The 23531-nt window shown below is 71.8% G+C and carries 30 protein-coding genes; 16 read left to right on the top strand and 14 right to left on the bottom strand.

Translation table 11 applies throughout. From position 1 onward, the window contains the following. The 6 genes from BM314_RS17820 (at position 1) to BM314_RS17795 (ending at position 6489) form a co-directional block, all read left to right on the top strand. Positions 1-828 carry a TrmH family RNA methyltransferase gene (locus BM314_RS17820; RefSeq protein ID WP_170868134.1) on the top strand — a complete coding sequence of 276 codons (828 nt, stop codon included), beginning with the start codon at positions 1-3 and terminating at the stop codon, positions 826-828. Between the two features lie 186 nt (positions 829-1014). Then, on the top strand, positions 1015-2016 hold the full coding sequence (locus BM314_RS17815; RefSeq protein WP_091979293.1) for a helix-turn-helix domain-containing protein: 1002 nt from the start codon (positions 1015-1017) through the stop codon (positions 2014-2016). 232 nt (positions 2017-2248) lie between these two features. Continuing rightward, complete coding sequence (crtI, locus tag BM314_RS17810; RefSeq protein ID WP_091979291.1) at positions 2249-3838, top strand: phytoene desaturase family protein; 1590 nt, start codon at positions 2249-2251, stop codon at positions 3836-3838. A 44-nt stretch (positions 3839-3882) separates the two neighbouring features. After that, the gene (locus tag BM314_RS17805) at positions 3883-4302 is read left to right on the top strand and encodes a DUF2141 domain-containing protein (protein ID WP_091979289.1); all 420 of its coding nucleotides are present in this window, start codon (positions 3883-3885) and stop codon (positions 4300-4302) included. A 4-nt stretch (positions 4303-4306) separates the two neighbouring features. Beyond that, positions 4307-5284 carry an ABC transporter ATP-binding protein gene (locus tag BM314_RS17800; protein ID WP_091979287.1) on the top strand — a complete coding sequence of 326 codons (978 nt, stop codon included), beginning with the start codon at positions 4307-4309 and terminating at the stop codon, positions 5282-5284. Continuing rightward, a complete protein-coding gene (locus BM314_RS17795) occupies positions 5281-6489 on the top strand; it encodes an ABC transporter permease (protein ID WP_091979285.1) in 1209 nt (402 codons plus the stop codon). The genes BM314_RS17800 and BM314_RS17795 overlap by 4 nt, the downstream gene beginning before the upstream one ends. A 26-nt stretch (positions 6490-6515) precedes the next feature. On the opposite strand, the gene BM314_RS17790 is transcribed toward BM314_RS17795, so the two are convergent. Both BM314_RS17790 and BM314_RS17785 read right to left on the bottom strand, forming a co-directional pair. Continuing rightward, positions 6516-7016, bottom strand: a complete 501-nt coding sequence (locus tag BM314_RS17790; RefSeq protein WP_091979283.1) for a cache domain-containing protein — start codon at positions 7014-7016, stop codon at positions 6516-6518. 55 nt (positions 7017-7071) lie between these two features. After that, entirely contained in the window at positions 7072-7386 is a 315-nt protein-coding gene (locus tag BM314_RS17785) for a hypothetical protein (RefSeq protein ID WP_020090858.1), read from the bottom strand. Between the two features lie 197 nt (positions 7387-7583). Between BM314_RS17785 and BM314_RS17780 the strand changes: the two genes are divergently transcribed. From BM314_RS17780 to BM314_RS17765, 4 genes are all read left to right on the top strand, one after another. After that, positions 7584-8432, top strand: a complete 849-nt coding sequence (locus BM314_RS17780) for a type 1 glutamine amidotransferase (protein WP_091979281.1) — start codon at positions 7584-7586, stop codon at positions 8430-8432. A 97-nt stretch (positions 8433-8529) separates the two neighbouring features. Next, complete coding sequence (gene crtI / locus BM314_RS17775; protein ID WP_091979279.1) at positions 8530-10059, top strand: phytoene desaturase family protein; 1530 nt, start codon at positions 8530-8532, stop codon at positions 10057-10059. Between the two features lie 95 nt (positions 10060-10154). Then, positions 10155-10913: a lysophospholipid acyltransferase family protein gene (locus tag BM314_RS17770; RefSeq protein ID WP_020090861.1), complete on the top strand. Its 759-nt coding sequence runs from the start codon at positions 10155-10157 to the stop codon at positions 10911-10913. Positions 10914-10980: 67 nt separating this feature from the next. Next, positions 10981-12117: a glycosyltransferase family 2 protein gene (locus BM314_RS17765; protein ID WP_091979277.1), complete on the top strand. Its 1137-nt coding sequence runs from the start codon at positions 10981-10983 to the stop codon at positions 12115-12117. A gap of 45 nt (positions 12118-12162) precedes the next feature. Here the strand turns inward: BM314_RS17765 and BM314_RS17760 are convergent, their stop codons facing one another. Beyond that, on the bottom strand, positions 12163-12741 hold the full coding sequence (locus BM314_RS17760; RefSeq protein ID WP_244539970.1) for a cupin domain-containing protein: 579 nt from the start codon (positions 12739-12741) through the stop codon (positions 12163-12165). A 364-nt stretch (positions 12742-13105) separates the two neighbouring features. Continuing rightward, positions 13106-13459, bottom strand: coding sequence for a divalent-cation tolerance protein CutA (cutA, locus tag BM314_RS17755; RefSeq protein WP_091979273.1), 354 nt, complete (start codon positions 13457-13459; stop codon positions 13106-13108). Positions 13460-13602: 143 nt separating this feature from the next. Between cutA and BM314_RS17750 the strand changes: the two genes are divergently transcribed. Both BM314_RS17750 and BM314_RS17745 read left to right on the top strand, forming a co-directional pair. Next, entirely contained in the window at positions 13603-14370 is a 768-nt protein-coding gene (locus tag BM314_RS17750; RefSeq protein ID WP_020090865.1) for an NAD kinase, read from the top strand. After that, a complete protein-coding gene (locus BM314_RS17745) occupies positions 14367-14855 on the top strand; it encodes a GNAT family N-acetyltransferase (protein ID WP_091979271.1) in 489 nt (162 codons plus the stop codon). Before BM314_RS17750 ends, BM314_RS17745 begins: the two co-directional genes overlap by 4 nt. A gap of 10 nt (positions 14856-14865) precedes the next feature. On the opposite strand, the gene BM314_RS17740 is transcribed toward BM314_RS17745, so the two are convergent. The 6 genes from BM314_RS17740 to BM314_RS17715 form a co-directional block, all read right to left on the bottom strand. Beyond that, a complete protein-coding gene (locus BM314_RS17740) occupies positions 14866-15066 on the bottom strand; it encodes a hypothetical protein (protein ID WP_026604574.1) in 201 nt (66 codons plus the stop codon). A 37-nt stretch (positions 15067-15103) separates the two neighbouring features. Continuing rightward, positions 15104-15472: a DUF6481 family protein gene (locus BM314_RS17735; protein WP_026604575.1), complete on the bottom strand. Its 369-nt coding sequence runs from the start codon at positions 15470-15472 to the stop codon at positions 15104-15106. Positions 15473-15598: 126 nt separating this feature from the next. After that, complete coding sequence (locus BM314_RS17730; protein ID WP_020090869.1) at positions 15599-15808, bottom strand: cold-shock protein; 210 nt, start codon at positions 15806-15808, stop codon at positions 15599-15601. A 371-nt stretch (positions 15809-16179) separates the two neighbouring features. After that, positions 16180-17319 carry a beta-ketoacyl-ACP synthase gene (locus BM314_RS17725; RefSeq protein ID WP_091979269.1) on the bottom strand — a complete coding sequence of 380 codons (1140 nt, stop codon included), beginning with the start codon at positions 17317-17319 and terminating at the stop codon, positions 16180-16182. A 7-nt stretch (positions 17320-17326) separates the two neighbouring features. Further along, complete coding sequence (locus BM314_RS17720) at positions 17327-17806, bottom strand: 3-hydroxyacyl-ACP dehydratase FabZ family protein (protein ID WP_091979267.1); 480 nt, start codon at positions 17804-17806, stop codon at positions 17327-17329. Between the two features lie 22 nt (positions 17807-17828). Next, positions 17829-18137: an acyl carrier protein gene (locus BM314_RS17715; RefSeq protein ID WP_010683687.1), complete on the bottom strand. Its 309-nt coding sequence runs from the start codon at positions 18135-18137 to the stop codon at positions 17829-17831. Between the two features lie 278 nt (positions 18138-18415). On the opposite strand from BM314_RS17715, the gene BM314_RS17710 reads away from it, so the two are divergent. Further along, the gene (locus BM314_RS17710; RefSeq protein ID WP_091979265.1) at positions 18416-19534 is read left to right on the top strand and encodes an AI-2E family transporter; all 1119 of its coding nucleotides are present in this window, start codon (positions 18416-18418) and stop codon (positions 19532-19534) included. Between the two features lie 13 nt (positions 19535-19547). Here the strand turns inward: BM314_RS17710 and BM314_RS17705 are convergent, their stop codons facing one another. After that, on the bottom strand, positions 19548-20051 hold the full coding sequence (locus tag BM314_RS17705; RefSeq protein WP_026604576.1) for a thermonuclease family protein: 504 nt from the start codon (positions 20049-20051) through the stop codon (positions 19548-19550). A 211-nt stretch (positions 20052-20262) separates the two neighbouring features. Here BM314_RS17705 and BM314_RS17700 point away from each other — a divergent pair, with 211 nt between their 5' ends. Then, positions 20263-20556 (top strand): hypothetical protein, encoded by a 294-nt coding sequence (locus BM314_RS17700; RefSeq protein ID WP_091979263.1) that lies wholly within the window; start codon positions 20263-20265, stop codon positions 20554-20556. Positions 20557-20583: 27 nt separating this feature from the next. Here BM314_RS17700 and BM314_RS17695 read toward each other — a convergent pair whose 3' ends face one another. Then, positions 20584-21264, bottom strand: coding sequence for a L,D-transpeptidase (locus BM314_RS17695; protein ID WP_020090876.1), 681 nt, complete (start codon positions 21262-21264; stop codon positions 20584-20586). Between the two features lie 171 nt (positions 21265-21435). Between BM314_RS17695 and BM314_RS17690 the strand changes: the two genes are divergently transcribed. Next, entirely contained in the window at positions 21436-21876 is a 441-nt protein-coding gene (locus tag BM314_RS17690) for a VOC family protein (protein ID WP_020090877.1), read from the top strand. Here BM314_RS17690 and BM314_RS17685 read toward each other — a convergent pair whose 3' ends face one another. Beyond that, a complete protein-coding gene (locus BM314_RS17685) occupies positions 21877-22320 on the bottom strand; it encodes a cyclic nucleotide-binding domain-containing protein (RefSeq protein ID WP_020090878.1) in 444 nt (147 codons plus the stop codon). 79 nt (positions 22321-22399) lie between these two features. Between BM314_RS17685 and BM314_RS17680 the strand changes: the two genes are divergently transcribed. Next, entirely contained in the window at positions 22400-23215 is an 816-nt protein-coding gene (locus BM314_RS17680) for a thioredoxin domain-containing protein (RefSeq protein ID WP_244539969.1), read from the top strand. A gap of 17 nt (positions 23216-23232) precedes the next feature. Here the strand turns inward: BM314_RS17680 and BM314_RS17675 are convergent, their stop codons facing one another. Then, entirely contained in the window at positions 23233-23439 is a 207-nt protein-coding gene (locus tag BM314_RS17675; RefSeq protein WP_020090880.1) for a hypothetical protein, read from the bottom strand. Positions 23440-23531 lie beyond the last annotated feature (92 nt).

Genomic DNA, 23531 nt, shown 5'->3' with positions numbered 1-23531 from the left:
GTGACTCCGGTCCCGGAGCTCCTCGCCGACCCGGACGATCCCCGCCTCGAGCCCTATACCCGGATGCGCGAGCGTGACCTCGTGGGCCGCGCCGGGCGCTTCATCGTCGAGGGCGAGGTGACCCTGCGGCTCCTCCTCAGCCGCCGCAGCCGCTTCCGCGCCGAATCGATCCTCCTCGCGCCTGAGCGCTGGCCCGGACTCGCCGCCGAAATCGCCGCCGCCGCGGAGCCGCCGCCCGTGTTCGGCGCCTCGAAGGCGGTGATGAGCGCCGTGACGGGCTTCCCGATCCACCGCGGGGTCCTCGCGGTCGGTCTGCGCGGGCCGGAGCCCGGCGCGGCCGACCTCGTACCGCCGCCGCCCGCCCCCGCCCTCGTGGTCGGCCTCGCGGGCCTGACCAATCACGACAATGTCGGCGCCGCCTTCCGCAACGCGGCGGCCTTCGGGGCCGACGCCGTGCTCCTCGACGGGGCGAGCTGCGACCCGCTCTACCGCAAGAGCATCCGCGTCTCCGCAGGGGCCGCCCTGATCCAGCCTTTCGCGCGGCTGCCGGAAGGGCAGGACTGGCTGCGGCTCGCCGAAACCCTCGATCTCCAGCCGCTGGCCTTCAGCCCGGGGGCGACCGAGACTCTGGACACGCTCGACGTCCCGGCGCGCGCGCTCCTGATCCTCGGCACCGAGGGACCCGGCCTCGATGCGGCGACGCTGGCCCGGGCGCGTCCGATCCGGATCCCGATGGCCGCCGGCTTCGACTCGCTCAACGTCGCCACCGCGGCGGGCGTCGCCCTCTACACCATCGCGCGCGGCCAGGGGCGCCTCGGCAGGCCGTGAACGCGCCGCGACGACAGCTCCCTTCGCCCGGGCCGGCCGTTTCCTGAACTCAGTATTCTCCGCGCGGACGCCGCCGAATAAGGCCGGCACACAATCGTCCGCCTGCAACACATGGACATCTCGACGCCGCGCGCGGGTGTGCGCAAGCTGAGATCTCAAGACCGTCACGACGCCGCGCCGGATCGCATGTCGAGTCTCCCGACGCTTCACTTCAACACCGATCACCTCGAACCCGCGCAGGCCTTCGCGGCCTGGCGCGATCTGATGGCACCCATCGTTCGGATCGAGCAGATCAAAGGGGCTCCGGTGCCGCGCGGGAACCTGTCCTGCACGGTCCTGGGGGACATCCTCGCCAGCCGGATGGTCTTCTCGGCCCAGCACATGGTCCGCGATCGCCGCCACGCCGCGGCGACGCCGGATCACTTCACGTTCATGCTCTACGTGTCGGGTGGCCTGTCCGGGGACGTCGCGGGCAGCCCGGTGGTGCAGCAGCGCAACCGGATCATGGCCGCCAATATGGGCCGGGAACTCGATGCCCGCGGGGTGAGCTCCAGCGCGATCGGGCTGACCATCCCGCGGCGCCTGCTGGCCGACTGCGCGGTCGAGCGGATCCCAATCTTCCTCGACAGGGAGCGGAACCGTCTGCTCGTCGCCCGGCTGCACGCCCTGTACCGCCGGCTGCCGACGGCCACCGCCGACGACGAGCCGGCGATTGCGGGTGAGTTGACCGGTTTCGTCCGCCGCCTGTTCGATCCGTCCGCGGCCTCGGACGTGCTGCAGGGCCCGGAATTGGATGCCGGCTTCGTCGCCCTCGTCGAGCGCCTGATGGATCTCCACCTGGCCTCGCCCGACCTATCGCCGGACCGCCTCGCCGACGGGGCGGGCGTCTCGCGGACCGTGCTGTACCGCGCCTTCCAGAACGTCGGCGGCGTCATGCACCGCGTCTGGGAGAAGCGGTTGGAGGCGATCCGGATCGCCCTGCAGGATCCGCTTGAGACGCGGGCGCTCGCGCGCCTGGCGAGCGAGCACGGCTTCAAGGATCCCGCACACCTGAGCCGCGCCTTCCGCGCTCGATTCGGGGTGACGCCGCGGGAATGGCGCCAGACGCGAAGGCCCCACGGCACCCGGACGTTCGAGCGGACGCCCGCCCAGGCCCACGCCTGGTACGAGCGTCTGGGCCAGCGCTGACGCGCCCGCTCCACCGAGGACGGCCCGACACGCGATCCGGCGCTGGCGAGGCCGCCGGTGAGGCCACGGGCGGTCCGCGACGCGGCTCGCCTCGAGAAACCTTGCGGATGTGTATCGACGGTATGATCGTATACAGCGTTGTGCGCGCGACAAACGGCTGCAATTGCCGCGCGATGATGCGAAGCTAGCTTGGCTGCACGGGGTATCGGGATTCTGTGAGGAGTCGGGGACGTTGCTTCAGTCTGGGGATGGGTTGCGGGCGCTGACCGGACGCCGGGTGGCCGTGGTCGGGGCCGGACCGGGCGGACTGGCCGCCGCCCTGCTGCTCGCGCGGGCCGGGATCCACGTCAGCATCTTCGAGAAGGACCCGCAGGTCGGGGGTCGGACGAAGACCGTCGAGGCTCCCGGCGGCTACCGGTTCGATATCGGCCCGACGTTCTTCCTCTATCCACAGATTCTTGCGGATATTTTCGCGAGCTGCGGCGAGCGGCTGGAAGACCACGTCAAGCTCGAGCGGCTTGACCCGCAGTACCACCTCGTGTTCGAGGGCGCGGAGGGGATCTCGGGAACGATCCGCGCGACCGGCGACGTCGAGCGCCTGGAGCGCGAGATCGCCCGCCTCGCGCCGGACGACGCCAAGAACGTCAAGGCCTTCTTCTCCGAGAACCGGTCCAAGCTGAACTACTTCAAGCCGGTCCTCGAACAGGCCTTCCACACCCTGCGCAGCATGGCGAGCCCGGCCATGCTGGCCGCACTGCCCTACCTGCATCCGGGCCGGAGCGTGGACCGAGACCTCAAGCGCCACTTCGCCGACCCGCGGGTGCGCCTCGCCTTCTCGTTTCAGACCAAGTACCTCGGCATGTCGCCGTTCCGGTGCCCGAGCCTGTTCACCATCCTGTCGTTCCTCGAATACGAGCACGGGGTCTATCACCCGGTGGGCGGCTGCGGCGCCGTCTCCGAGGCGATGGCGGGCTTGGCCGGCCGCATGGGCGTGGACCTCCGGCTCAACAGCAACGTCGAGGAGGTGCTGTTCGACGGCAAGCGCGCCACCGGCTTGGTAGCGGACGGCGAGACTTTCAACGCCGACGCGGTGCTGATCAACGGTGACTTCGCGAAGGTCGTGCGCGCCCTCGTCCCGGAGCGGCACCGGCCGCGCTGGCGCGACGCCAAGATCCGGAAGGCTCGGCTCTCCTGCTCGACCTTCATGCTGTATCTCGGCCTCGAGGGGAAAATGCCCGACAGCCTCGGGCACCACACGATCCTCCTGGCCGACGGCTATGAGAAGAACATCCGCGAGATCACGGAGGGCACGCTGCCGATGCAGCCGTCCCTGTACGTGCAGCACGCGGGCTACACGGATGGCGGGATGGCGCCGCCCGGACACACGGCTCTCTACGTGCTGGTGCCGGTGCCCAACCTGAAGGCGGGGATCGACTGGGCGGCGATGCGGGAGACCTACCGCGCCCTGATCCTGGAACGGCTGAAGCTCCTCGGAATCGACGATCTCGAGTCCCGCATCCGTTACGAGCGGATCATCGACCCGACCCAGTGGGAGGAGGATTTCGCCGTCCACGAAGGCGCCACCTTCAACCTCGCCCACGACCTGATGCAGATGCTGTATTTCCGGCCGCACAATCGTTTCGGACCGGGGCTCTACATCGTCGGTGGCGGCACCCATCCGGGCTCCGGCCTGCCGGTGATCTACGAGGGAGCCCGCATCTCGGCCCGGCTGCTGATCGAGGAGCTTGCCGGTGCCCGCGCCGCCGCCGCGGCCGGCATCCCCGACACCGCCCCGCTGGCCACCTCCAGCGAGGCCTCGTGAGCGCGGCGACCGACCGGAGCCTTCTCCGGAGGCCGAGAGGACGCGTGACGGTTGCCACGGCGGCCTGGTTCTGCGCCGCGACCCTGCCCGCCTGGGCCGCCGCGGTGCAGGTCGAGGTCGACGGCATCGAGCCCGGGGGCGGCCAGGTGCGCGTCGCGCTCTGTCAGGGCGGTCTCTCGGAGACGTCGTGTCTCCGGGGGGACGACGCGCCGGCCACCGCCGACCGGGCGCGGTTCACCTTCCGGGATGTCCCGCCGGCCACCTACGCGGTGGCGGCCTACCAGGACGCCAACGGCAACGGGCGCCTCGACCGCACCGGCCTCGGCCTGCCGCTCGAGCCCTACGGCTTCTCGGGGGCCGTCGGGCGGCGGGCGCGACCCGACTTCGCCGAGGCGGCCTTCGCCCTCCGGGAGCCCGGCGCCGCCGTACGGGTGCGCCTCGGCCGTGCCCTGCCGGGTCGGTGAACCGATGGACGCCCCCCTCGTCCGGCTCGCGGGCGTCGGCCTCGACCTCCGCGGCCGACGGGTGCTGGATCAGGTCGATCTCGACCTCGGCACTGGCGACACCTTGGCGCTGCTCGGACCGAACGGGGCCGGCAAGTCCTCGCTGATGCGCCTCGTGGCGGGGCGCCTCGCCCCGAGTGCGGGATCGGTGCGCGTGGCCGGAGCGGACCCGTACCGCGCGGGACAGGCCCGACGCGCCATCGGATGGGTGCCGCAGGAGATCGCCCTCTACCCGCGGCTGACGGTGTCGGAAAATCTCGGCGTGTTCGGGCAGCTGGCGGGGGTTTCCCGCCGCGACCGGAAGGCGGCCGTGGAGGCCGCCCTGGCCATGGCCGACATCGGCGACGTGGCGCGACGTCCGGTCGGCGTCCTGTCGGGCGGGTACCGGCGCCGGGTGAACATCGCCGCGAGCCTGATGAACCGGCCCCGGCTGGTGCTCCTCGACGAGCCGACCAGCGGCGTCGACTTCGCCGCGCGGGCCGCGATCCACGCGGTGCTCGACCGCCTGAAGGCCGCCGGCACCGCGATCCTGATTGCCACCCACGATTTCGCCGAGGCGGAACGCCTCGCCTCCCGGGTCGCGTTCCTGGCCCAGGGCCGGGTCGTGCGTGCCGGCCGTCTCGCCGACCTGCTCGCGCAGTTGCGCACGGGCGCGCCCGAGCGGGAGCTGAGCCTCACCGGCCCGGTGACGGGACAGGCAGAGGGCGTGCTGCGCCGGGCCGGCTTCGTGCCCGCCGAGGCTGGCGGCCTCGTCTGGCGGTCGGTCGAACGGGCCGGCCTCGACGGCGCGGCACTGCTCGGCGCCCTGCGCGCCCAGAACGTTCCGGTGGCCGAGATCCGGGTGCGGGCGCCGCGGCTGGAGACGCTCTATCTCGACGCCCTCCGCCCGCGGGAACTGACGGATCCCGAAGCCACTTCGCTCCGGGTCGGGGCCGCCGGATGATCGCTGCCGCCTTCCGGGTGATGCTCCTGACCCTCCTGCGCGACCGGGCCGCGCTGGTGATGGCCTTCGTGCTGCCGACCGTGATCTTCTCGATCTTCGCGGCGATCTTCTCCGGGGCGATCGGCGACCGGATCCGCATCCATCTCGGCTTGGCCGACCTCGTCCACACCGCGGCGACACAGCGCCTCGCCGACGCGCTCGCGGCCGATCCCTCGCTCCGGGTGACGCGGCTGCCCGCGACCGACATCGACTCCGTGGCGCAGGCGGTGCGGGCCGGCGAGGTCGACGTGGCGCTGGTCCTGCGTGGAGACCTGATCGCCGCCCCTGCTGAGGCCGCGCCCGGTTCCGCGGACCAGCCGGTGGTGCTGGTCGAGAACCCCGCCAAGGCGCTGGCGACACCGATCGCCCTCGGCCAGCTCCAGCGGGTCCTGAACGAGGCGCTGCCCGACGTGGTCCTGTCGCGGGTCGTCGCCGACGTCGAGCGCACGGGCAAGATCGGTCCAGACGAGCGCCGGTTCCTCGACGAGGCCTTCGCCGAGCAGCGTGCCAAGAAGGAACCGTTCAGCTTCGCCTCCCTGGTGGAGCGCCGCAGCACCGCGTCCGGGACCGCCAATGCCCGGGTGAGCTACTACGCCGGCGCGATCACCGCGGTGTTCCTGCTCTTCGCCGCCATGCAGGGCGCCATGTCCCTGGTCGAGGAGCGCGAGACGGGCCTCACCGAGCGGCTGATGGCCGGGCCGGGTGGATTGCCCGTCGTGGTGCTCGGAAAGTTCGCCTTCCTGACGCTGCAGGGGCTCGTCCAGGCCGGACTGATCTTCCTGGCCGCCGCGCTTCTCTACGGCGTCGAGATCGGTCCGCACTGGCCGGCCTTCCTGGCCGCCTGCCTGTTGGTCTCCGCGATGGCGGCCGGTCTGGCGCTCGCGGCCTGCGCGCTCGCGGCCTCGCGCCAGCAGGCGCATCTCGCCTCGACCTTCGGGGTACTGCTGCTCTCGGCGGTCGGAGGCTCGATGGTCCCGCGGTTCCTGATGCCGCCCTGGCTGCAGCAGGCCGGATGGCTCACCCCGAACGCCTGGGCGATCGAGGCCTACCAGAGCGCCCTGGGCGAGGGCTTCTCCGCCGCGGCCCCGGCCCTGGGCGTCCTGGCGGCGCTGACCCTGGCCGGTCTCGCGTTCGCCCTCGCGCTGGCGGCGCGGCGGACGGCCTAGGGCCCGCCGTCCCGACCCGGACGGCGCTACTCCACGTAGACGCCGGCACCGACCAGCGCCTCCACGCCGGCCACGCGCGTCGCGCAGACGTAGCTCCATTTCACGCTCGGCGCCGACTGGCCGGGCTTCGGGAACATGTAGTCGACCCATCCGGACCCGAACCGCGTGACGGCGTCGATGAGATCGTGGTGGAACTGCTTCCCGTCGGCGTCGCGCTCGTGGAGCAGGTCGTGGCCCTCGCGGTTCGGATGGGCGGCGTTGAAGAGGACGATCCCCCGCAGGTCGACGACGAACAGATAGACGTCCCCGTATCGCCAGGTGCTCCCCTTGCGCCGGAACGCGTCGAACGCCCGCGCGCCCTCGGCCTCCAGCATGTCGGCCGCCCTGTTGACCAGGGCCTCGATCTCGGCCGCCTGGTGCAACGGCGGGGGTGCTCGCCGGGCGGTGACCGGGATGGCCGACGCCAGGACGAGCAGCACGACCCCGACCAGCAGGGTTCTCGACAGGCCGTCGCACCGCCGCGTCACCGGCGGGCGGGGATCTGCGCGCCTCGCGTGGCTCGCCCGATCCTCCGGGGAAGCCTTAGGAATGCGCCTCGATGCCATGGCCCGCGTACCCGCCGCGCCGCCGGAGGAAGAGCAGCCAGTTCCGCTTCCGCGGAGGGGACGGAGGTGGGGACGGGCCGACCGCGTTGGGCAGGGCCAGGAACGCCAGCCGCCTGCGGTGCCGCTCGATGATGCGGTCGAGGTTCCGCAGCGCCGCGAGGCCCTGGTTCGCCATCAGGCAGTGCCCCTCGCAGGCACCTCTCCGGTCCAGGTCGGCAACGATGTTCTCCGCGTGAGCGAGGATATCCCGGGCTTCCGCGCAGTAGAGCTCCACCTCGGCGAGATCTGGCATCCTGTCCTCCGCGCTGATCGTTCCTCGGAGTCCGAGACGGCAGGGGTAAACCCGGCCTCGCGGGGCGCATCACCCGTTTGAAGGAGACGGGCCCGATTTCAGCGCCCGCCTCCCGCGACGATCCGCGCCGTTCCTGCGACGCGGTGCGCACCGACATAGAGGCGCCTCCGCTACGGCCGCGCTCCCCGGTATCCCGCATGCTCCGCCTGCTCATCGCCGACGGCAACGATCGCGCCGCCCGCGACCGCCACGTCGCGGCCACCGGACGAACCTCGGCGGCATCCTACGCGGCGGTGGTGCGGGACCTGGCGCCGGGCTCCGTCTGCCGGCACGTCAACGCCGCCGACGCCGACGCGGCCCTGCCGGCGGGTCTCGCGGAGTTCGATGGCCTGATCTTCACCGGCTCGACCCTCAAGGTCTCGGAGGGCACGCCGGCCGTGAACCGGCAGCTCGACCTGATGCGCGCGGCCTTCGAGGCCGGGCGCGCCGTCTTCGGCTCGTGCTGGGGCGTGCAGGTCGCCGCCACGGTGGCGGGCGGGCGCGCCGCCGAGAATCCCCGCGGGCCGGAATACGGCTTCGCCCGGGCGATCACCCCGACCGAGGAGGGCCGGACTCACCCTCTGCTCGCCGGACGGCCGGCGACCTGGGACGCCCCGGCGATCCACTCCGACGCCGTCCTAGAGCCGCCCCCGGGCGCCCGCGTGCTCGCCGGCAACCGCGTTCTCGGCATCCAGGCCCTCGAGATCCGCCGGGATCGCGGCTGGTTCTGGGGGACGCAGTATCATCCCGAGCTCGACCTCGACGAGCTGGCCGCGATGCTGCGCCTCTGCGACACCGCCATCGTCGAGGCGGGCCTCGCCGAGAACTCGCGGGCCGTGGCCGCCTATGCCGACGAAGTCGCGACGCTCCAGGGCCACGACCCGGAGACCGCGCGCCGCCTGGCCTGGCGTCACGGCGTCGGGCCCGAGGTGCTGGAGGCCGGGCTCCGCCGGCGGGAGATCGGAAACTTCCTGGCGCGCCTGTCCACAGGCGAGCGCCGCCACTAGGCGACCGCGACCGGGTGGCGCGTTGACCCGCCCGGCCCCAGGTCTAGCTTCGCTCTGCGGGCCACGCCTTCCTCGGCCCGGGGAGCCAGCCAGCAGGATGAGCCAGGATTCCACGGTCGCCGTCATCGGCAGCGGGCTCGGCGGACTCGCCGCCGCGTGCGTAGCGGCCGCGCGGGGCCACCGCGTGACGGTCTACGACAAGAACGGCTGGCTCGGCGGAAAGGCGGCGGTGCTCCACAAGGGCGGCTTCCGCTTCGACATGGGGCCGACGATCCTGACCGTGCCCCGGGTGCTGGAGCGGATCTTCGCGGAGTCCGGCCGCTCGGTCCACGACTACATGGACCTGCGCCGCCTGGACCCGCAGTGGCGCTGCTTCTTCGACGACGGCACGCATATCGACCTGATGCAGGACGTCGAGCGGATGGCCGGCGACATGGAGCGCTTCGCCCCCGGCACCGGCGAGGGCTACAAGAAGTTCATCACCATCTCCGAGCATCTTCACGGCGTGTCCGAGAAATTCTTCTTCTGGAAGCCGGTCGAGGACCTGTTCGACACGATCAACATCCGCGCCAACATGAACCCGGGCACGCTGCGCGACGTACTGTCGCTGCGCATGCACGCCTCGGTGGCCTCGACGATCCGCGGCAAGGTCAAGGACGCGCGGCTCGCGCAGATGCTCGACCACTTCGTGCAGTATGTCGGCTCCTCGCCCTACGGCGCGCCGGCGGTGCTCTGCGCCATCGCCCACATGCAGACGGCCGACGGCGTCTGGTACCCGATGGGCGGCACCCGCGCCGTCGCCGAGGGGCTGGCGAAGCTCGCCCAGGAACTCGGCGCCACGTGCAAGACCGACACCGAGGTGACCGGGATCGAGACCGCCAACGGCGCGGTCCGGGGCGTGCGGACGGCCGCGGGGGTCACGCCCTACGACGCCGTGATCTCCAACATGGACTCGGTCCGCACATACCGCGAGCTCGTGGGCGGCGAGGCCGCCAAGGCCTACGCCAAGAAGAACCCCGAACCGGCCTGCTCGGGCGTGGTGCTCTATCTCGGCCTGAACAAGCGCTACGAGCACCTCAACCACCACGACTTCGTCTTCTCCCGCGACCCGGAGGAGGAGTTCGACTACATCTACAACAAGGGCGAGCCGGCCCCGGACCCCACCGCCTATCTGGCAGCTCCCTCCTCCACCGATCCGAGCGTGGCGCCCGAGGGCGGCGAGGCGCTCTACGTCCTCGTGCACACGCCGTATCTGCGGCCGCACCACGACTGGCGCCCGGACGGGCCGCTGTTCCAGAACTACCGCCGCACGATCCTCGACAAGCTCAAGCGCACCGCCGGCATGCCGGACCTCGAAGAGCGTATCGTCGTCGAGCGCCACCTCACGCCGCAGGACATCCACGAGCGCTACAAGGTCCTGAACGGCGCGATCTACGGCCTCGCCTCCCACGGGCGCGTGATGGGGGCGTTCAAGCCCGGCAACCGGTCGCGGCAGGTGCGCGGCCTCTACCTCGCGGGCGGCGCCGCCCATCCGGGGCCCGGCATGCCGATGGTGATGATGTCGGGCTGGATCGCCGCCGACGCGCATGACCGGGACGCGCGCGGCGCCCTGCGCGCCTCGGCGTGACCGCGACGCCGCCATCTCCGCCCCCCGGTGCGGGGGGCGCGAGAGGCGCGCACGGCGCCCCCCTGCCCTCGGTCTCGCCCCGGATCCGCGCCTTTATGGTGGCGTGGTTCGAGCGATACCTGCACCGCCACCTCGACGCCCTGCGGCTGCCACTCTGGAGCACGCCGCCTGACGCGAACCATCCCGGCGCGATCGTGGTCTACTGCAACCATCCGGCCTGGTGGGACGCCGCGCTGATCATCGTGCTGGGCGGCCGGCTCTATCCGGAGCGGGCGAGCCGCGCGCCGTTCGACGCCGCGATGCTGGCGCGCTACCGCATCTTCGAGCGGATCGGCGCCTTCGGCGTCGACCTCGACAGCCCGCGCGGGGCGGCGCAGTTCCTGGCAGCCGCACGGTCGATCCTCGGAGCCCCCGACGGCATGCTCTGGATCACCGCGCAGGGCCGCTTCGCCGATGCCCGCGCGCGGCCGCTGGCCCTCCGTCCCGGCGTCGCGCGGCTCGCCGAGATCGCCCCCGACGCGCTCTTCGTCCCGCTCGCCGTCGAGTACACCTTCTGGGACGAGCGCGGCGCGGGAGCCTTCGCGGCCTTCGGGCCGGGGATCGCCGGATCCGAACTCGCCGCGCTCCCGCGCGATCAGCGCCTCGCGCGCCTGGAATCCGAACTGACCCGAACCCTCGACCGCCTGAGCGCCGACGTGATCAGCCGGGAGCCCGGACGCTTCCGCACGCTGGTTTCCGGCCGGAAGGGCGTCGGCGGCCTCTACGACCTGTGGCGGCGCCTGTCGGCCCGCCTCTCCGGCCGCCGGTTCGATCCGGCGCACCGCGCCGCGGGCGGTCAGGATCGCGCCGGATGAGACCGCCCGCGCGCGCCAGATCCCGCCCGATCCCCTATCGTGGCGCGCTCCCCTGCCGGCGCAGACGATGACCGACTCGATCCTCACGGCCCTGGCGTACCTCTGCCTCGCCACCGCCCTCCTGCCGGCCATCCTGGCGGCGGTGAATCTCGCGGTCCTGCGCCGGCCCGCGGTGGAGGCCGGGGCCGGTCTCGTCTCGATCCTGATCCCGGCGCGCAACGAGGCCGGCAACATCGACGCCACCGTGCGGGCGGCGCTCGCCAGCGCCGCGGTCCCGGTGGAGGTGATCGTCGGCGACGACCATTCCACCGACGCGACCGCCGAGATCGTGCGCGCCGTCGGCGACCCGCGCCTGCGTCTCGTCCCGGTGCCGGCCCTGCCCGACGGATGGACGGGCAAGAACCACGCCTGCAGCCACATGGCCGGGCTCGCCCGCGGCGACCACCTGCTGTTCATCGACGCCGATGTGCGCCTCGAGGCCGGGGCAGCCGCCGCCCTCGCGGCGCAGGCTCGCCGCACCGGCGCGGCCCTCGTCAGCGGCGTGCCCCGGCAGCGGACCGACACGGTGGGTGAGATGCTGACGGTGCCGATGATCGACTTCCTGCTCCTCGGCTTCCTGCCCGTGCCGCTGATGCGCCGCCTGTCCGACCCGTCGCTCGGCGCGGCCTGCGGTCAACTGATCCTGATGGATCGGGGGGCCTACGCGGCCACCGGTGGCCACGGCGCGATCCGCACCTCCCTGCACGACGGAGTCCGCCTGCCCCGCTTGTTCCGGGCCGCGGGCTACCGGACGGATCTCGTGGCCGCCGCCGCGCTGGCCACCTGCCGGATGTACGACGGCTTCGCCCAGGCCTGGGCCGGCTTCTCCAAGAACGCCCACGAGGGCATGGCCACGCCCCGCGCCCTTCCGATCTGGACCTTGCTCCTCGGCTGCGGTCAGATTCTGCCGCCGCTCCTCGTCCTGGCCGGTCTGCTCGGGCTGCTGCCGGCCTCCGCCCTGACCCCGGCCGCCCTGGCACTCGGCCTGTCCCTGGCGACCCGAACGGCCGTCACCGTCGCGGTCCGGGCCCCGTGGGCGACGATCCCGCTCCATCCCGCGGCGGTCGCGGTGGCCCTGGCGATTCAGTGGAACGTGCTCCTGCGCCGTGAACGGGCCGGCGCAGCGACCTGGAAGGGCCGCAGCTATCCGGTGAGCGGCGGCTGACCCGCACGGGCCGGCGGAACGAGCGTCGCCGGCCCGCGCCGTGCTTCACGGCTGGGACGGCTGGCACGGATCGGTGGAGCGGGCCTTTCCGACCCGCGGCTTCAGCGAGACGATGAGCTGCACGTTCGGCACGTCGCCGACCTGCCGGGTCAGGTGTCCGACATGGCCCTCAGGCCCCTGCGGTGTCGATCCCATATCGGCGTTGAATTCCACCTCGCCGGGGCCCTGCTCCAGCACCGACCCGTCCGTAGCCTCCACGGACCAGCGGCCCGACAGGGTGATCACCCATTGGGGACCCGGCGCCGTGTGCCACGTACCGACATAGCCGACCGGCAGGACCGCGTACTTGATCGACGTCACCTCACCCGGCGGGAAGCCGACATATTGCGGCGCTGCCGGAGGCGCGTAGCTCTTGAAGATGAAGTTCTTCAGGTCGCAATACTGAACATGGCTGTGGCCTTTGTCGTCGGCATAGAGGACACCGTACCGCAAGGCGGGCGGATCGGCCGATGCGAGGCCGGCGGGACCGGACGGCGCCGGCGCGACGGTCATCAGCGGCTCGCTCTTCGGCGCCCCGGCCGCTTGCGCATGCACGGCGCCCGCGACTGCGGCGAGCAGGACCAACCCCAACCGTCCTGCATTCCTGAAACGTCCCATGATTTTCCTCCGCGTCGCATTGCGTGCGGTGTACGCACGGAGGTTTTCTAGCCAAGCACACCAGATGAATTCAATCTTCTACTCCAATCATTCAGTATAAATTCTCGTTCCATAATTCAAGATCGGATATTTTTCGCATGGATTCGTATATTTATGTCTTTTTAATTCGACTCCACGACTACGCCAATGTCACCAGTGTCTGACGAGCCATTGTGGCGCCCGCATCGACGGCAAGGCGCGCTTGTCCACAGCCGTCTAGACCCTGTCCGGCACACTGCCGGAACCGGCCGGAAGGGTCAGGGTGGGAAGCAGCGCGGCGCAGTCTGCCGGATCAGTCCGCCCGGGTCCGGTTCTCGAACGGCTCACCGGGCTGCGTCACCGCCAGGATCCAGGCGGCCGTGTCGGCGTCCGCCCCGGCGACCGGCAGATGCAGGATGATCGGCGTGTCGTAGGGGTGGCGGGCCTTCAACGCGACCGCCAGCGCGTCGGCCAGACCTTCGCGGCTCTTGAGGATGGCGGCGACCTCGGCACCGCGCTCCACCGCACCCTTCCAGCTGTAGACGGACTGCATGCCCGGCAGCACGTTGATGCAGGCGATGAGTCGCTCGCGGACCAGCGCCTCGCCGATGTTCAGCGCCGAGGCGAGGTCGGGAAAGGTGGTGTAGACGAGGAGCGGACGCTCCATGCTATGCCTCCAATTGCGCGTGTGCTCGCGGAGTGAGGCGCATGCCGGGCAAGGACGTCAACCGGGCGGTTCGCTCGTCAGACTGGAGCCGTGACGTGAACCCTGAGGCGATCCCGACGCGCCTGCGCGGCTGCGCCTGATCCATGCCGCGTTTCCAGAAGATCGCCTTCGTGGCGAGCCCGACCGGCTACGCCCGCGAGGCCGCGGCCGCCCTGATGCGGCGCTACGACCACGTCCCGCCCGAGGAGGCCGACGTCGTCGTGGCCCTGGGCGGTGACGGCCTGATGCTCCAGGTGCTGCACCGCTTCATGGACCACCCGAAGCCGATCTACGGGATGAACCGCGGCACGGTCGGCTTCCTGATGAACGAGTTCCGCGACGACGACCTCCTGGAGCATCTGGAGAACGCCCAGCGCAGCGTCATCCACCCGCTCGTGATGGACGTGCTCGACACGGAGGGCCGATCCCACCGGGCGCGGGCGATCAACGAGGTCTACCTGCTGCGCCAGACCCACCAGACCGCCAAGCTGAAGATCGCCGTCGACGGCAATGTCCGGCTCGACCTGCTGATCGCCGACGGCGTGCTCGTCGCCACCGCGGCGGGCTCCACGGCCTACAACCTGTCGGTCGGGGGACCGATCCTACCGCTCGACGCCAAGCTTCTGGCGCTGACACCGATCTCGGCCTTCCGCCCCCGGCGCTGGCGCGGCGCACTTCTGCCGGACTACGCCCGGATCCGGATCGACGTCCTCGACGCCCCCCACCGCCCGGTCGCGGCGGTGGCCGACCACACGGAGTTCCGCCGGGTCTGCACGGTGGAGACCTCCCTCGACCGCGCCACCGAGCTGGTGCTGCTGCACGATCCCGGCCACAGCCTCGACGAGCGCATCCTGCGGGAGCAATTCGGGTGAGTCTGCACATCCGGGCCGCGCAGGCGGCCGACTACGCGGCCATCACCGGCATCATCGTGCCGACCATCCGGGCCGGTGAGACCTACGCGCTGGACCGCGACCTCGGCGAGGCCGAGGCCCTCGCATACTGGACCGGCCCTGACCGCGAGACCTTCGTGGCCGAGGAGGCAGGGACGGTGCTCGGCACGTACTACCTGCGCGCGAACCAGGCTGGCGGGGGCGCCCATGTCGCCAATTGCGGCTTCATGACGGGAGCGGCCGCCCTCGGCCGCGGGGTCGCGCGGGCCATGTGCGCGCACGCCCTCGACCGGGCGCGGGCGCGGGGCTTCGCGGCGATGCAGTTCAACTTCGTGGTGAGCACCAACGCCCGGGCCGTCCGGCTCTGGGAGCGCTTCGGCTTCGACGTGGTCGGCCGGCTGCCGGGCGCCTTCCGGCACCCGACGCTCGGGCCGGTCGACGCGCTGGTGATGTTCCGGACGCTCTGAGGCGCCCGGATCAGGCCTGCGGGGCCGCGACGAGGTCACCCTCGCGGATCGCCCGCTCGCCGGTCTTCGTCCGGATCCGATAGCTCGGCTCGCCGGTCTGATCCGCCGGCATGAGCCGCAGGATCTCGAACACCTCGGCCTCGCCCGTCTCGCCCGGGATGCCCAGGCGGGACCGGCAGACGCGCTCGCCGACCTTGAACTTGTGGGACATGCCGAGCTCCTGGACGGGCATCGCTGCGGAACGCGCCTCAGCGCTTCTTCTGAGCCTTCGCCTTGCGGGCGAGATAGCGCGCGTCGCGCTGGGCCTTCTGCTCGGCCTGCAGGGCCTTGGCGCGCTCCTGGGCGGCCAGCTGCTCGGCGTGCTTGCGCTCGATCTCGGCGAGGCGTTCCGCCTCGGCGAGGGCGGCGGCGCGCTCGATCTCGGCCTGACGCTGGGCGGCGCGCTCGGCAGCGCGGACTTCGCGGGCATCGACCACAGCGCGGCGGGCGGATTGGCGGGCGAGGACGGCCGGGTCGTCGGCGGACGGGCGGGCCCGGAACCGGGCCAGCATCTCGGAGCGCGCCTTGGCGGCGGTCTCGAGGCGATCGGCGACACCCTGCTTGTTCAAAAAGCTCACAGACACTCCTGGATCGGGTGCGGCGAAGGCCGTCACCCGCAGAGGGGGGGGGTTAGAAACACGATGGCAGATACGAAGAAGCCGCTCCCAGAGGAGCGGCTTCCGGAGAAACGCTGAGGACGGCGATCAGGCCGTCTGGAGCTGACCGGCGGACTGCTTGCCGCTGCGACGGTCGGTCTCCAGCTCGTACGTGACCTTCTGGCCCTCGTTCAGGCCGCGCAGGCCGGCGCGCTCGACGGCCGAGATGTGGACGAACACGTCCTTGCCGCCGTCATCCGGCTGGATGAAGCCGTAGCCCTTGGTCTCGTTGAACCACTTGACGGTTCCGGTGCTCATGGAAGTCCTTGATCTTCGCAGGCATAGTGAGAGATGGCACCCGCCCGAACGAGGGGGCGCCGGCATCGACCGATAGCGATAGGAAAGTCAGAACCGCCCTGCGAAGGCGTAACGGTCCAAGATATCCGGACACGTGCCGATGCGGTAGAAGTAGACCGCCGGCGGTTCTTTGGCAAGCGCAGAGAAATATTTCCCTCGGCCAGCGCCGCAGCGATGCGGGAAACTCTTTCCGGAAATCCCGGTTGAGCGGCGCCGGAACGGTCGCTTGAACAACGGGATAAGGGATTTCAATACGGCGCATCCGCGCGAAAGCTGTGCTGCCGACCGGACGATCGGACGCGGCCGACATGGGCCCCGTGACGCGGGTTCGCTCAGGCCGGGACGAGGCGCAGGATCCCTTCGCCGCGCCGGTGGCCGACGGCCGTCACGGCGACCTCGCGCGCACCGCCGGCGGCGACGAGGGCGGCGGCGAGGGCCGCCCCGAACGGCGCCGCCACTTCGAGTCCGTGCCCGATCACGTCCCCGAGGGCGCGCAGGCGCGCGCCCGGTGCGAGCCGCGCCAGCGCGTCGCGCTCCTCCGCGGTGATCGGGGCCACCCCGGTAGCGCCGGAGAGGACGGTGTCGGGAGCTGAGAGGCCGGCCTGCCGCCAGAGCGTCTCGAGGCTGCCGGCGACACTGCCCGGCGCGCGCCGGGTCCGATCGCTCGCCACTGGCTCCAGCCGGGCCAGGGCGCGGGCGCCGCGCGCCGCGGCGTGGGCGGCGGATTCGAGCATCAGGAAGGCCGCGCAACTCCCGAGGATGAACCCGCCCGCCCCGCCACCGGACTCGCCCCGCGCGAAGACCGGGCGGTAGGCGTCGCGGGCGAGGTAGCCGCCCATCTCGTGGATCACCAGAACGTCCGGCCGCTCGGCGCTGTAGGAGCCGCCGACCAGGATCGCGTCGATCTGGCCCGACGCCACCCGCGCCTGGGCGATCCGCAGGGCGTCGACCCCGGCGGATTCCTCGCCCATGAACGTGCGCGAGGCGCCCGTCACCCCGTGTACGATGGCGATGTTGCCGGCGAGCAGGTTCGAGAGCTGGGCGAGGAACAGGGTCGGGCGGAGATCGTTCTGGAGCCGCTCGTTCAGGTAGGCGCCCGGATCGGCGGCGTCGCGCAGGCCGGTCAGGATCGCTCCGTCCGCCGCGTAGTCGCGCTCGCCGCCGCCCGCGGCCACGACGAGGTGAAGCGCCTGCTTGAAGGCGGCGTCGTCCTTCACGCCCGCTGCGTCGAGCGCGAGGCCGGCGGCGTAGACGCCGAGCCGCTGCCACGCCTCCATCTGGCGCTGGTCGCTGCGCTTGGGGATCTGGCCGTCCCAGACGATCGCCGGGGCCGGATGGACCGGATAGGGCGCGAAGGTCTCGCTGTCGGTGCGCGGGGCCGCCTCCCCGGCGAGGGCGGCCAGGTGGGCGTCGACGCCCTCGCCCGCGCAGGAGACGAGGCCGAGGCCGGTGACGACGACGGGGCGGCTCATGGCTGGCTCAGGGCTCGCGTTCGGCCGGAGCCGGATCGGGGAACAGGCCGATGGTCCGCGCGCGCTCGCGCATCGGCGCGTCGAGTCCGTCCGGGAACGGCATGGTGCGGAAGCGGAGTTCCGCGTCGCACAGCGCCTTGCCGTCGTGACTGATCGCCGCCCTGGTCACCGCGTAGCCCGAGCCGTCGTGCTCGAGGGTGGCCGTGACGAGGAGGTCCGCGCCGGGCCCGACGAAGGACCGGAAGCGCGCCTTGTCGACCCCGGTAAGGAACGGCATCCGGGCGAAGTCGAGATGGGCGAGCACGAGGTACCCGGAGGCCTGGGCCATCGTCTCGGTCAGGAGCACACCCGGCACGAGGGGGTGGCCGGGGAAGTGGCCCTCGAAGACCGGGCTCGCCATCGGCACCCGGGCGAGCGCCTCGATGCGGCCGGCGGCCCTGTCGAGGAGCCGCACGGAGTCGATCATCTCGAAGTATTCGAGGCGCATGACGGGTCGGATCGGCCTCGGTTCAGACCTTGGCGGCCTTCTCGGCCACGAGGCCGTCGATGCGCGCGCACAGGTTCTTGAGAACGAAGTACTCCTCGGCCGGGACCTTGCCCTCGTTGACCTCCTGGGTCCACCGCTCGAGTGGCAGCTTGATGCCGAAGGCCTTGTCGACCGCGAAGGCGATGTCGAGGAAGGCGAGGCTGTCGATGCCGAGGTCGTCGATGGCGTGACTCTCGGGCGTGATCTTGTCCCGCGGGATGTCGGCGGTCTCGGCAATGATGTCGGCCACGCGCTCGAAGGTGGCGCTGCCGTGGGCGGGCTCGTCGGACATGTCTTCTCGCGGGCTGTTCGAGTTCCGGATCGGTCGTGCGGGAGCCCCCTCGCCGCCCGGGCGGCCGCCCGACGCGTGGACGGGGCCTGGAACGCGGCCCGGTCGAATGGCGGCGACCTCTACACGAGGGTGTCAGAAGCGGCAACCGCGGCGCTTCCCCGGCGTTTCAGCGCCTGTCCACAGGCGTGCGCCGCCGGGTGCGGGAACGCGCGTACGCTCCGGACGCGCCGGCCCTAGCTTGACGGCGAGACGAGGCGCGTCCTCAGGAGACCAGACGGATGCCACCGATCACCAAGCCCGCCGCCCCGCCGGCGCGCGTCGAGACGCCGCCCCTGCCGCCGCAGGAGCGCGCGCGCTCCCAGGAAGCGGCCCGGGTCCTGCTGGTCCTGACCCTGACGGCGCTCGGCCTCTGGATCCTGCACGAGTTCCTGCCGGCGCTCGCCTGGGCGGTGGTCCTGGCGATCGCCCTCTGGCCTGTCTACCAGCGGCTCGAGCATCGTTTCCCGCCGGGCAAGCACAACATCCTCCTGCCCACGCTGATGACCGCGGCCGTGGCGCTGGTCTTCCTGGCGCCGCTCGCGATCCTCGGCATCCAGGCCGCCCGCGAGGCCCACGACGTGGCCGAGTTCGTTCGGAACGCCGAGGCGAACGGGGTGCCGGCGCCGGAATTCCTGCAGCACCTGCCCTACGGCGCCGCGCAGGCGACCGCGTGGTGGAACGAAAATCTCGGCCATGCGCAGGCGGGCTCCGACCTGCTGCGCCGGTTCGAGAACCACTCGGTGCTCGGGGCCTCCCGCAATGTCGGCCGCGAGGTGCTGCACCGCATCGTCCTGTTCGGCTTCAGCCTCGTGGCGCTGTTCTTCCTGTTCCGCGACTGGCGGACGGTGCGGGACCAGTCGCTCACCGCCTGCCACCGGCTGTTCGGGCCGCGCGGCGAGCGCGTCGCCCGCCAGATGGTGGCCTCCGTGCACGGCACGGTCGACGGGCTGGTGCTGGTCGGCCTCGGCGAGGGCTTCGTGCTCGGGATCGTCTACCACTTCGCGGGCGTGCCCCACCCGGTCCTGCTCGGCGCCTTCACGGCGGTGGCGGCGATGATCCCGTTCGGCGCCGCCGTGGCCATCGCGATCGCGGCGCTCCTCCTGGTGGCGGCCGGGTCGGTGACAGCGGCTCTCGTGGTGGCGGCGGCGGGCCTCGTCGTGACTTTCGTGGCCGACCACTTCATCCGCCCGGCGCTGATCGGCGGCACGACCAAGCTGCCCTTCCTGTGGGTGCTCCTCGGCATCCTCGGCGGCGTCGAGACCTTCGGGCTCCTCGGCCTGTTCCTCGGGCCGGCCGTGATGGCCGCCCTGGTCCTCCTCTGGCGGGAATTCACCGAGGGACAGGACGCGACGGCCTGAGCCGCCGGAGCGGCTAGTCGGCCGCGCTCGTGCCGGCCGCGGCCTCGACTCGGCGCCGGTCCTGGCGCCAGTCGGCCGGCTTCTCGAAGGTACCGGCCCAGATGCCGCGGCGGGTCGCCCAGGCGTGGCCCTCCTGGCGGATATAGGGAGCCGTCACTTGACGGTTGGCCAGCGCCAGGCCCTGTCCAACCATCCAGGCGGACAGGTCCTCGCCGTGGACGTGGCAGATCCCGGTGACGCGACCGGGCACGCCGCCCTCCCGCCGCTCGCACGTGACCGCGCCGCCGCCGATCCGCGCGCGCAGGGCCTGCGCGGCCTTGCTGCCGCAGCGATACTCCTGGCCATTGGCGGTCTCGCAGCGCTGCGCGGTCTCGGGAGCGTCGATACCGTAGAGGTTGATACGCGTGCCCTGCACCTCGATCGTGTCACCGTCGATCACGGTCGCGGGGCCGCTGACCGTCCCGGCCGCGGCCGCGGGGCCGCAGAGGAGGAGCAGGGCGAGCATCGGTCTGATCATAGCGGGAATGTCCACGCGCGTGGCGAGTCAGCTGGTGACGGGGGCGTCGAGGCCGCGACGGTGCCCGGCCAATGTGGCGAATTTGCCGGGTGACCGAATCGGCCTCGCGAGCGCGATGCCGAGTTTCGACCGCCGTGGTTGCCAAAGCGTTCCGCCCGTCGGAGCGAAGCTTGGCAACGGAACGACGGCCCGGAGCCGCTCGTTATGAAACATGACCTTTCTCAAGACCCTGCTGGCCAGCCTGGCCCTGTGCGCGGCTCTCCTCGTCTGGGCCGGCCTCTCGATCGGCCCGGAGCGGCCGACGGACCGGACCAGTCCGGGCCTGACCACCGCCGCGGTGCTGGCCAGCGACGGCATGGGGCCGGACGGTCGACCGGGCGAGCCGGCTGCGGCCCCCGGCGGCCCAGATCGGGGTGATCTGGATCGAGCGGCTCTGGACCGGCTCGCCAAGCGGGTCTCCGGCGAGGTCCGCGACGCGTCCGTCGCGGGGACGCCGGCCGGCTGACCGGTCAGGAATCCGCGCCTCGCCCGCTCAGGTCCGGTACTTGCCGTTGCGCTTGATGAGCACGCGGGTGCCCACCGGAACGCGCTCGTACAGGTCGGCGATATCCTCGTTCAGCATCCGGACACAGCCTGACGACATCTGCTCGCCGATGCTCCAGGGCTCGTTGGTGCCGTGGATGCGGAACAGGATGTCGCGGTTGCCCTGGTAGAGGTAGAGGGCGCGCGCGCCGAGGGGATTGTCGAGGCCGCCCTTGCGGGTGCGCGGCAGATCGGGATGCAACGAGACCATCGTGACGGTCGGGCTCCAGTCCGGCCAGACGCCCTTGCGCCCGACCCGAGCCTCGCCCTTCCAGGAGAAGCCGGCCTTGCCGACGCCGACACCGTACTGCATCGCCGTGCCGTCGGCCTGGACCAGGACGAGCTGCCGCTTGTCGATGTCGACCACGATCGTCCCCGGCTGCTCGGGGCCGTTGTAGCTCACCTGCTGGCGGCGGTACTTCGGATCGAGGCGCTGGGTGTCGACCAGCGGAATGTCGAAGGGCTTGTCGGGCTTGCTGCCGACGTACCACGCCGCCTCGTCGTCCTGGGCGACCTGGACCGGACGGGTCTGGCAGGCCGCGAGGGGCGCGATCGCCACGACGGCGAGGAGGATTCGCGAGAGAACGATCCGGCGCAGGCGGCTCCAGGCCGAGGGAAGCGTGGCGATCATAGGTCCTGTCGTGCGGGATACGGTCGTCGCGCCATGCCTACCGCCTCTGCGCCTGTGACGATGTAGCTTTTGCGCCGCAGCCGGCCGTGCGCGGGCCGCTCCCACGGCCACGGTTGTGCCCTAATTCTGAATCGCAGCGGTGCTCTACTGCGCCCGGAGCGGAGGTGAATGATGGCCGAGACCGAAACTCTTCCCACCGAGGCGACGGTCGCTCCCGATGTCCCGCTCAGCCCAGCGATACACCTCGATCACTGCGTGATCCACGTGAGCGACTGGGCACGCTCGAACGCCTTCTACCGCGACGTGGTGGGTGCCGAGATCCTCGAGCGCGGTCCCGGCTTCGCCTACCGGTTCGGCGGCGTCCAGCTCAATTGCCACGGGCCGGGCGTCGAGCCGGTACCGGTCGCGGCGAAACCCGTCCAGCCGGGCAACAGCGACCTGTGCTTCCGCTGGTCGGGCGCGATCGAGACCGCCATCGCGCATCTCGAGGCCGCCGGGGTCCCGGTGGAACTCGGCCCGGTGGAGCGGCACGGCGCCGCGGGCGCGGGGATCAGCGTCTACTTCCGGGATCCCGACGGCTCGCTCCTGGAATTCATCACCTACGCGGGATGATCAGCCCCGGCTCTCGGCCAGCGCCTGATTGGTCTGCTCCAGCCGCAGCGCCAGCACGCGCATCAGGGCGATGCTGATCTGTGGAAACTGGGCCAGCAGTTCCAGGAACACCCCGCGGTCGATACGCAGGGCGGTCACCGCGGATTGCGCCGTCACGGTGGCGGAGCGGGGCTGCTCGGCCAGGATGCCCATCTCACCGACGAGGGCGTCCTGGCCGAGCAGCGCCAGCCGCACCGGGCCGGCGGGACCGTCGATGCTGACGTCCGCCGTACCCGAGAGGATCACGTAGGCCGCATCCGCGACGTCGCCGCGGGCGAAGAAGCGTTGCCCCGGCTCGAAATGCACCCGCTCGCTGGTGAAGGCCAGGAGCTTCAGGCGCGCCGGTTCCACCTCGCGGAACAGCGGCACCTGCTTCAGGGAGGAAACCTCGGTGTCGAGGGTCATTCGGGGGCTCCGCGACGGGTCTCACGCCCAGGACGGCGGGGCCGGACGGGCCCGCTTATCCATGCGGTTCGTCAGGCACTTGTCCAGCCCCGCGCCTTACGCAACCTGTCGGTGTGGTCTCGGCGCCCTCCTGGCACTGTGCCTCGTCCTGTCACCGGAGCCGGCAGCGGCCCGCCTCGTCCAGGCCGACCTCGCCCGCGTCGCGGTCGCGCCGCCCCCGGGTGCCCGGGCCCCGCTCGACCTCGCCGCCACCGACGCGCGCACCGACCGGCCGACCACCCTCGGGCAGGCCCTGGGCGGCCGCGCGGCCCTTCTGCTGCCGGTGGATTACACCTGCGGGAATGTCTGCGACCCCATGCTGTCCCTGTCGGTGGACGCGCTGGCGGCCACCGGCCTGCCGATCGACGACTACGCCCTCGTGCTGGTCGGGATCGATCCCCGCGACGACGCCGCGGCCGCCCGGCGCATGCTGGCGGAGACGCTCGGGGATCGGGCGGGATCCGTCCGGCCCCGGGCGCTCATCGTGTCGGACGCCGCGCTCGCGCGCCTCACCGGCGCGCTGGGCTACGAAGCTGCCTACGATGCCGGAACCGACAGCTTCGCGCATCCCGCGGCGGCGCTTCTTCTAACCGCCGACGGCCGGGTAGCCCGTGCGCTGTCGCCCCTGGCGCTGACCGGGCGCGACCTGCGCCTCGCCCTCACGGAAGCCGGCGAGGGCCGGGTCGGCAGCATCGCCGACCGGCTCACCCTGCTCTGCTACGGCTACGATGCCGCGCGCGGCGTCTACACGCCCCTCATCCAGAGGATCCTGACGGTGGCCGGGATCGTCACGATCCTGGCGATCGCCCTTCTCGTCGCGGGCCTGACGCGCCTCGCGCACCGGCGCCGGACCTGAGAACGCCCTCGCCCGGCTCAGCGCTTCGTCGAGAGCCCCTGTCCCCCGGGAGGGGGCGCGTCGCGCTTGAGACTGGCATTCAGGTGCGGCGAATCCGTCGGCTCCTCGCGGGTGGTCGGGGTGGCGGAATCTTCCGGCGCCGGCATCGGCGGCAGCGGCGGCGTGTTGGGCTGCGTGGCCTGTGCCCCCGGAGCGGCATCCTTGACCATGTTGCGGTTCGTCATGCGCGAAAACCCTTCTCTCGTGTCGTGAGGCCGCGCCGTCCGCCCGGGACGAGTCGCCGGGCCTCCGGGCCTGTCGGACCCGACGCGGACTT

It is taken from the genome of Methylobacterium sp. 13MFTsu3.1M2, assembly GCF_900112625.1.
GTDB lineage: Bacteria > Pseudomonadota > Alphaproteobacteria > Rhizobiales > Beijerinckiaceae > Methylobacterium.
The sequence above is the reverse complement of the archived record's forward strand: the minus strand, read 5'-3'. Positions and strand labels throughout refer to the sequence as shown.

What these genes read in the sequence shown, in the direction of transcription:
- BM314_RS17690 (WP_020090877.1), top strand. Translation starts at nt 21,436, where the DNA reads ATGGCCGAGACCGAAACTCTTCCCACCGAGGCGACGGTCGCTCCCGAT.
- BM314_RS17720 (WP_091979267.1), bottom strand. Translation starts at nt 17,806, where the DNA reads ATGCGCCTCGAATACTTCGAGATGATCGACTCCGTGCGGCTCCTCGAC.
- BM314_RS17675 (WP_020090880.1), bottom strand. Translation starts at nt 23,439, where the DNA reads ATGACGAACCGCAACATGGTCAAGGATGCCGCTCCGGGGGCACAGGCC.
- BM314_RS17780 (WP_091979281.1), top strand. Translation starts at nt 7,584, where the DNA reads ATGCTCCGCCTGCTCATCGCCGACGGCAACGATCGCGCCGCCCGCGAC.
- BM314_RS17750 (WP_020090865.1), top strand. Translation starts at nt 13,603, where the DNA reads ATGCCGCGTTTCCAGAAGATCGCCTTCGTGGCGAGCCCGACCGGCTAC.
- BM314_RS17705 (WP_026604576.1), bottom strand. Translation starts at nt 20,051, where the DNA reads ATGATCAGACCGATGCTCGCCCTGCTCCTCCTCTGCGGCCCCGCGGCC.
- BM314_RS17795 (WP_091979285.1), top strand. Translation starts at nt 5,281, where the DNA reads ATGATCGCTGCCGCCTTCCGGGTGATGCTCCTGACCCTCCTGCGCGAC.
- BM314_RS17695 (WP_020090876.1), bottom strand. Translation starts at nt 21,264, where the DNA reads ATGATCGCCACGCTTCCCTCGGCCTGGAGCCGCCTGCGCCGGATCGTT.
- BM314_RS17710 (WP_091979265.1), top strand. Translation starts at nt 18,416, where the DNA reads ATGCCACCGATCACCAAGCCCGCCGCCCCGCCGGCGCGCGTCGAGACG.
- BM314_RS17785 (WP_020090858.1), bottom strand. Translation starts at nt 7,386, where the DNA reads ATGCCAGATCTCGCCGAGGTGGAGCTCTACTGCGCGGAAGCCCGGGAT.
- BM314_RS17700 (WP_091979263.1), top strand. Translation starts at nt 20,263, where the DNA reads ATGACCTTTCTCAAGACCCTGCTGGCCAGCCTGGCCCTGTGCGCGGCT.
- BM314_RS17725 (WP_091979269.1), bottom strand. Translation starts at nt 17,319, where the DNA reads ATGAGCCGCCCCGTCGTCGTCACCGGCCTCGGCCTCGTCTCCTGCGCG.
- BM314_RS17730 (WP_020090869.1), bottom strand. Translation starts at nt 15,808, where the DNA reads ATGAGCACCGGAACCGTCAAGTGGTTCAACGAGACCAAGGGCTACGGC.
- BM314_RS17715 (WP_010683687.1), bottom strand. Translation starts at nt 18,137, where the DNA reads ATGTCCGACGAGCCCGCCCACGGCAGCGCCACCTTCGAGCGCGTGGCC.
- BM314_RS17815 (WP_091979293.1), top strand. Translation starts at nt 1,015, where the DNA reads ATGTCGAGTCTCCCGACGCTTCACTTCAACACCGATCACCTCGAACCC.
- BM314_RS17770 (WP_020090861.1), top strand. Translation starts at nt 10,155, where the DNA reads ATGGTGGCGTGGTTCGAGCGATACCTGCACCGCCACCTCGACGCCCTG.
- crtI (WP_091979279.1), top strand. Translation starts at nt 8,530, where the DNA reads ATGAGCCAGGATTCCACGGTCGCCGTCATCGGCAGCGGGCTCGGCGGA.
- BM314_RS17800 (WP_091979287.1), top strand. Translation starts at nt 4,307, where the DNA reads ATGGACGCCCCCCTCGTCCGGCTCGCGGGCGTCGGCCTCGACCTCCGC.
- BM314_RS17765 (WP_091979277.1), top strand. Translation starts at nt 10,981, where the DNA reads ATGACCGACTCGATCCTCACGGCCCTGGCGTACCTCTGCCTCGCCACC.
- BM314_RS17740 (WP_026604574.1), bottom strand. Translation starts at nt 15,066, where the DNA reads ATGTCCCACAAGTTCAAGGTCGGCGAGCGCGTCTGCCGGTCCCGCCTG.
- BM314_RS17685 (WP_020090878.1), bottom strand. Translation starts at nt 22,320, where the DNA reads ATGACCCTCGACACCGAGGTTTCCTCCCTGAAGCAGGTGCCGCTGTTC.
- cutA (WP_091979273.1), bottom strand. Translation starts at nt 13,459, where the DNA reads ATGGAGCGTCCGCTCCTCGTCTACACCACCTTTCCCGACCTCGCCTCG.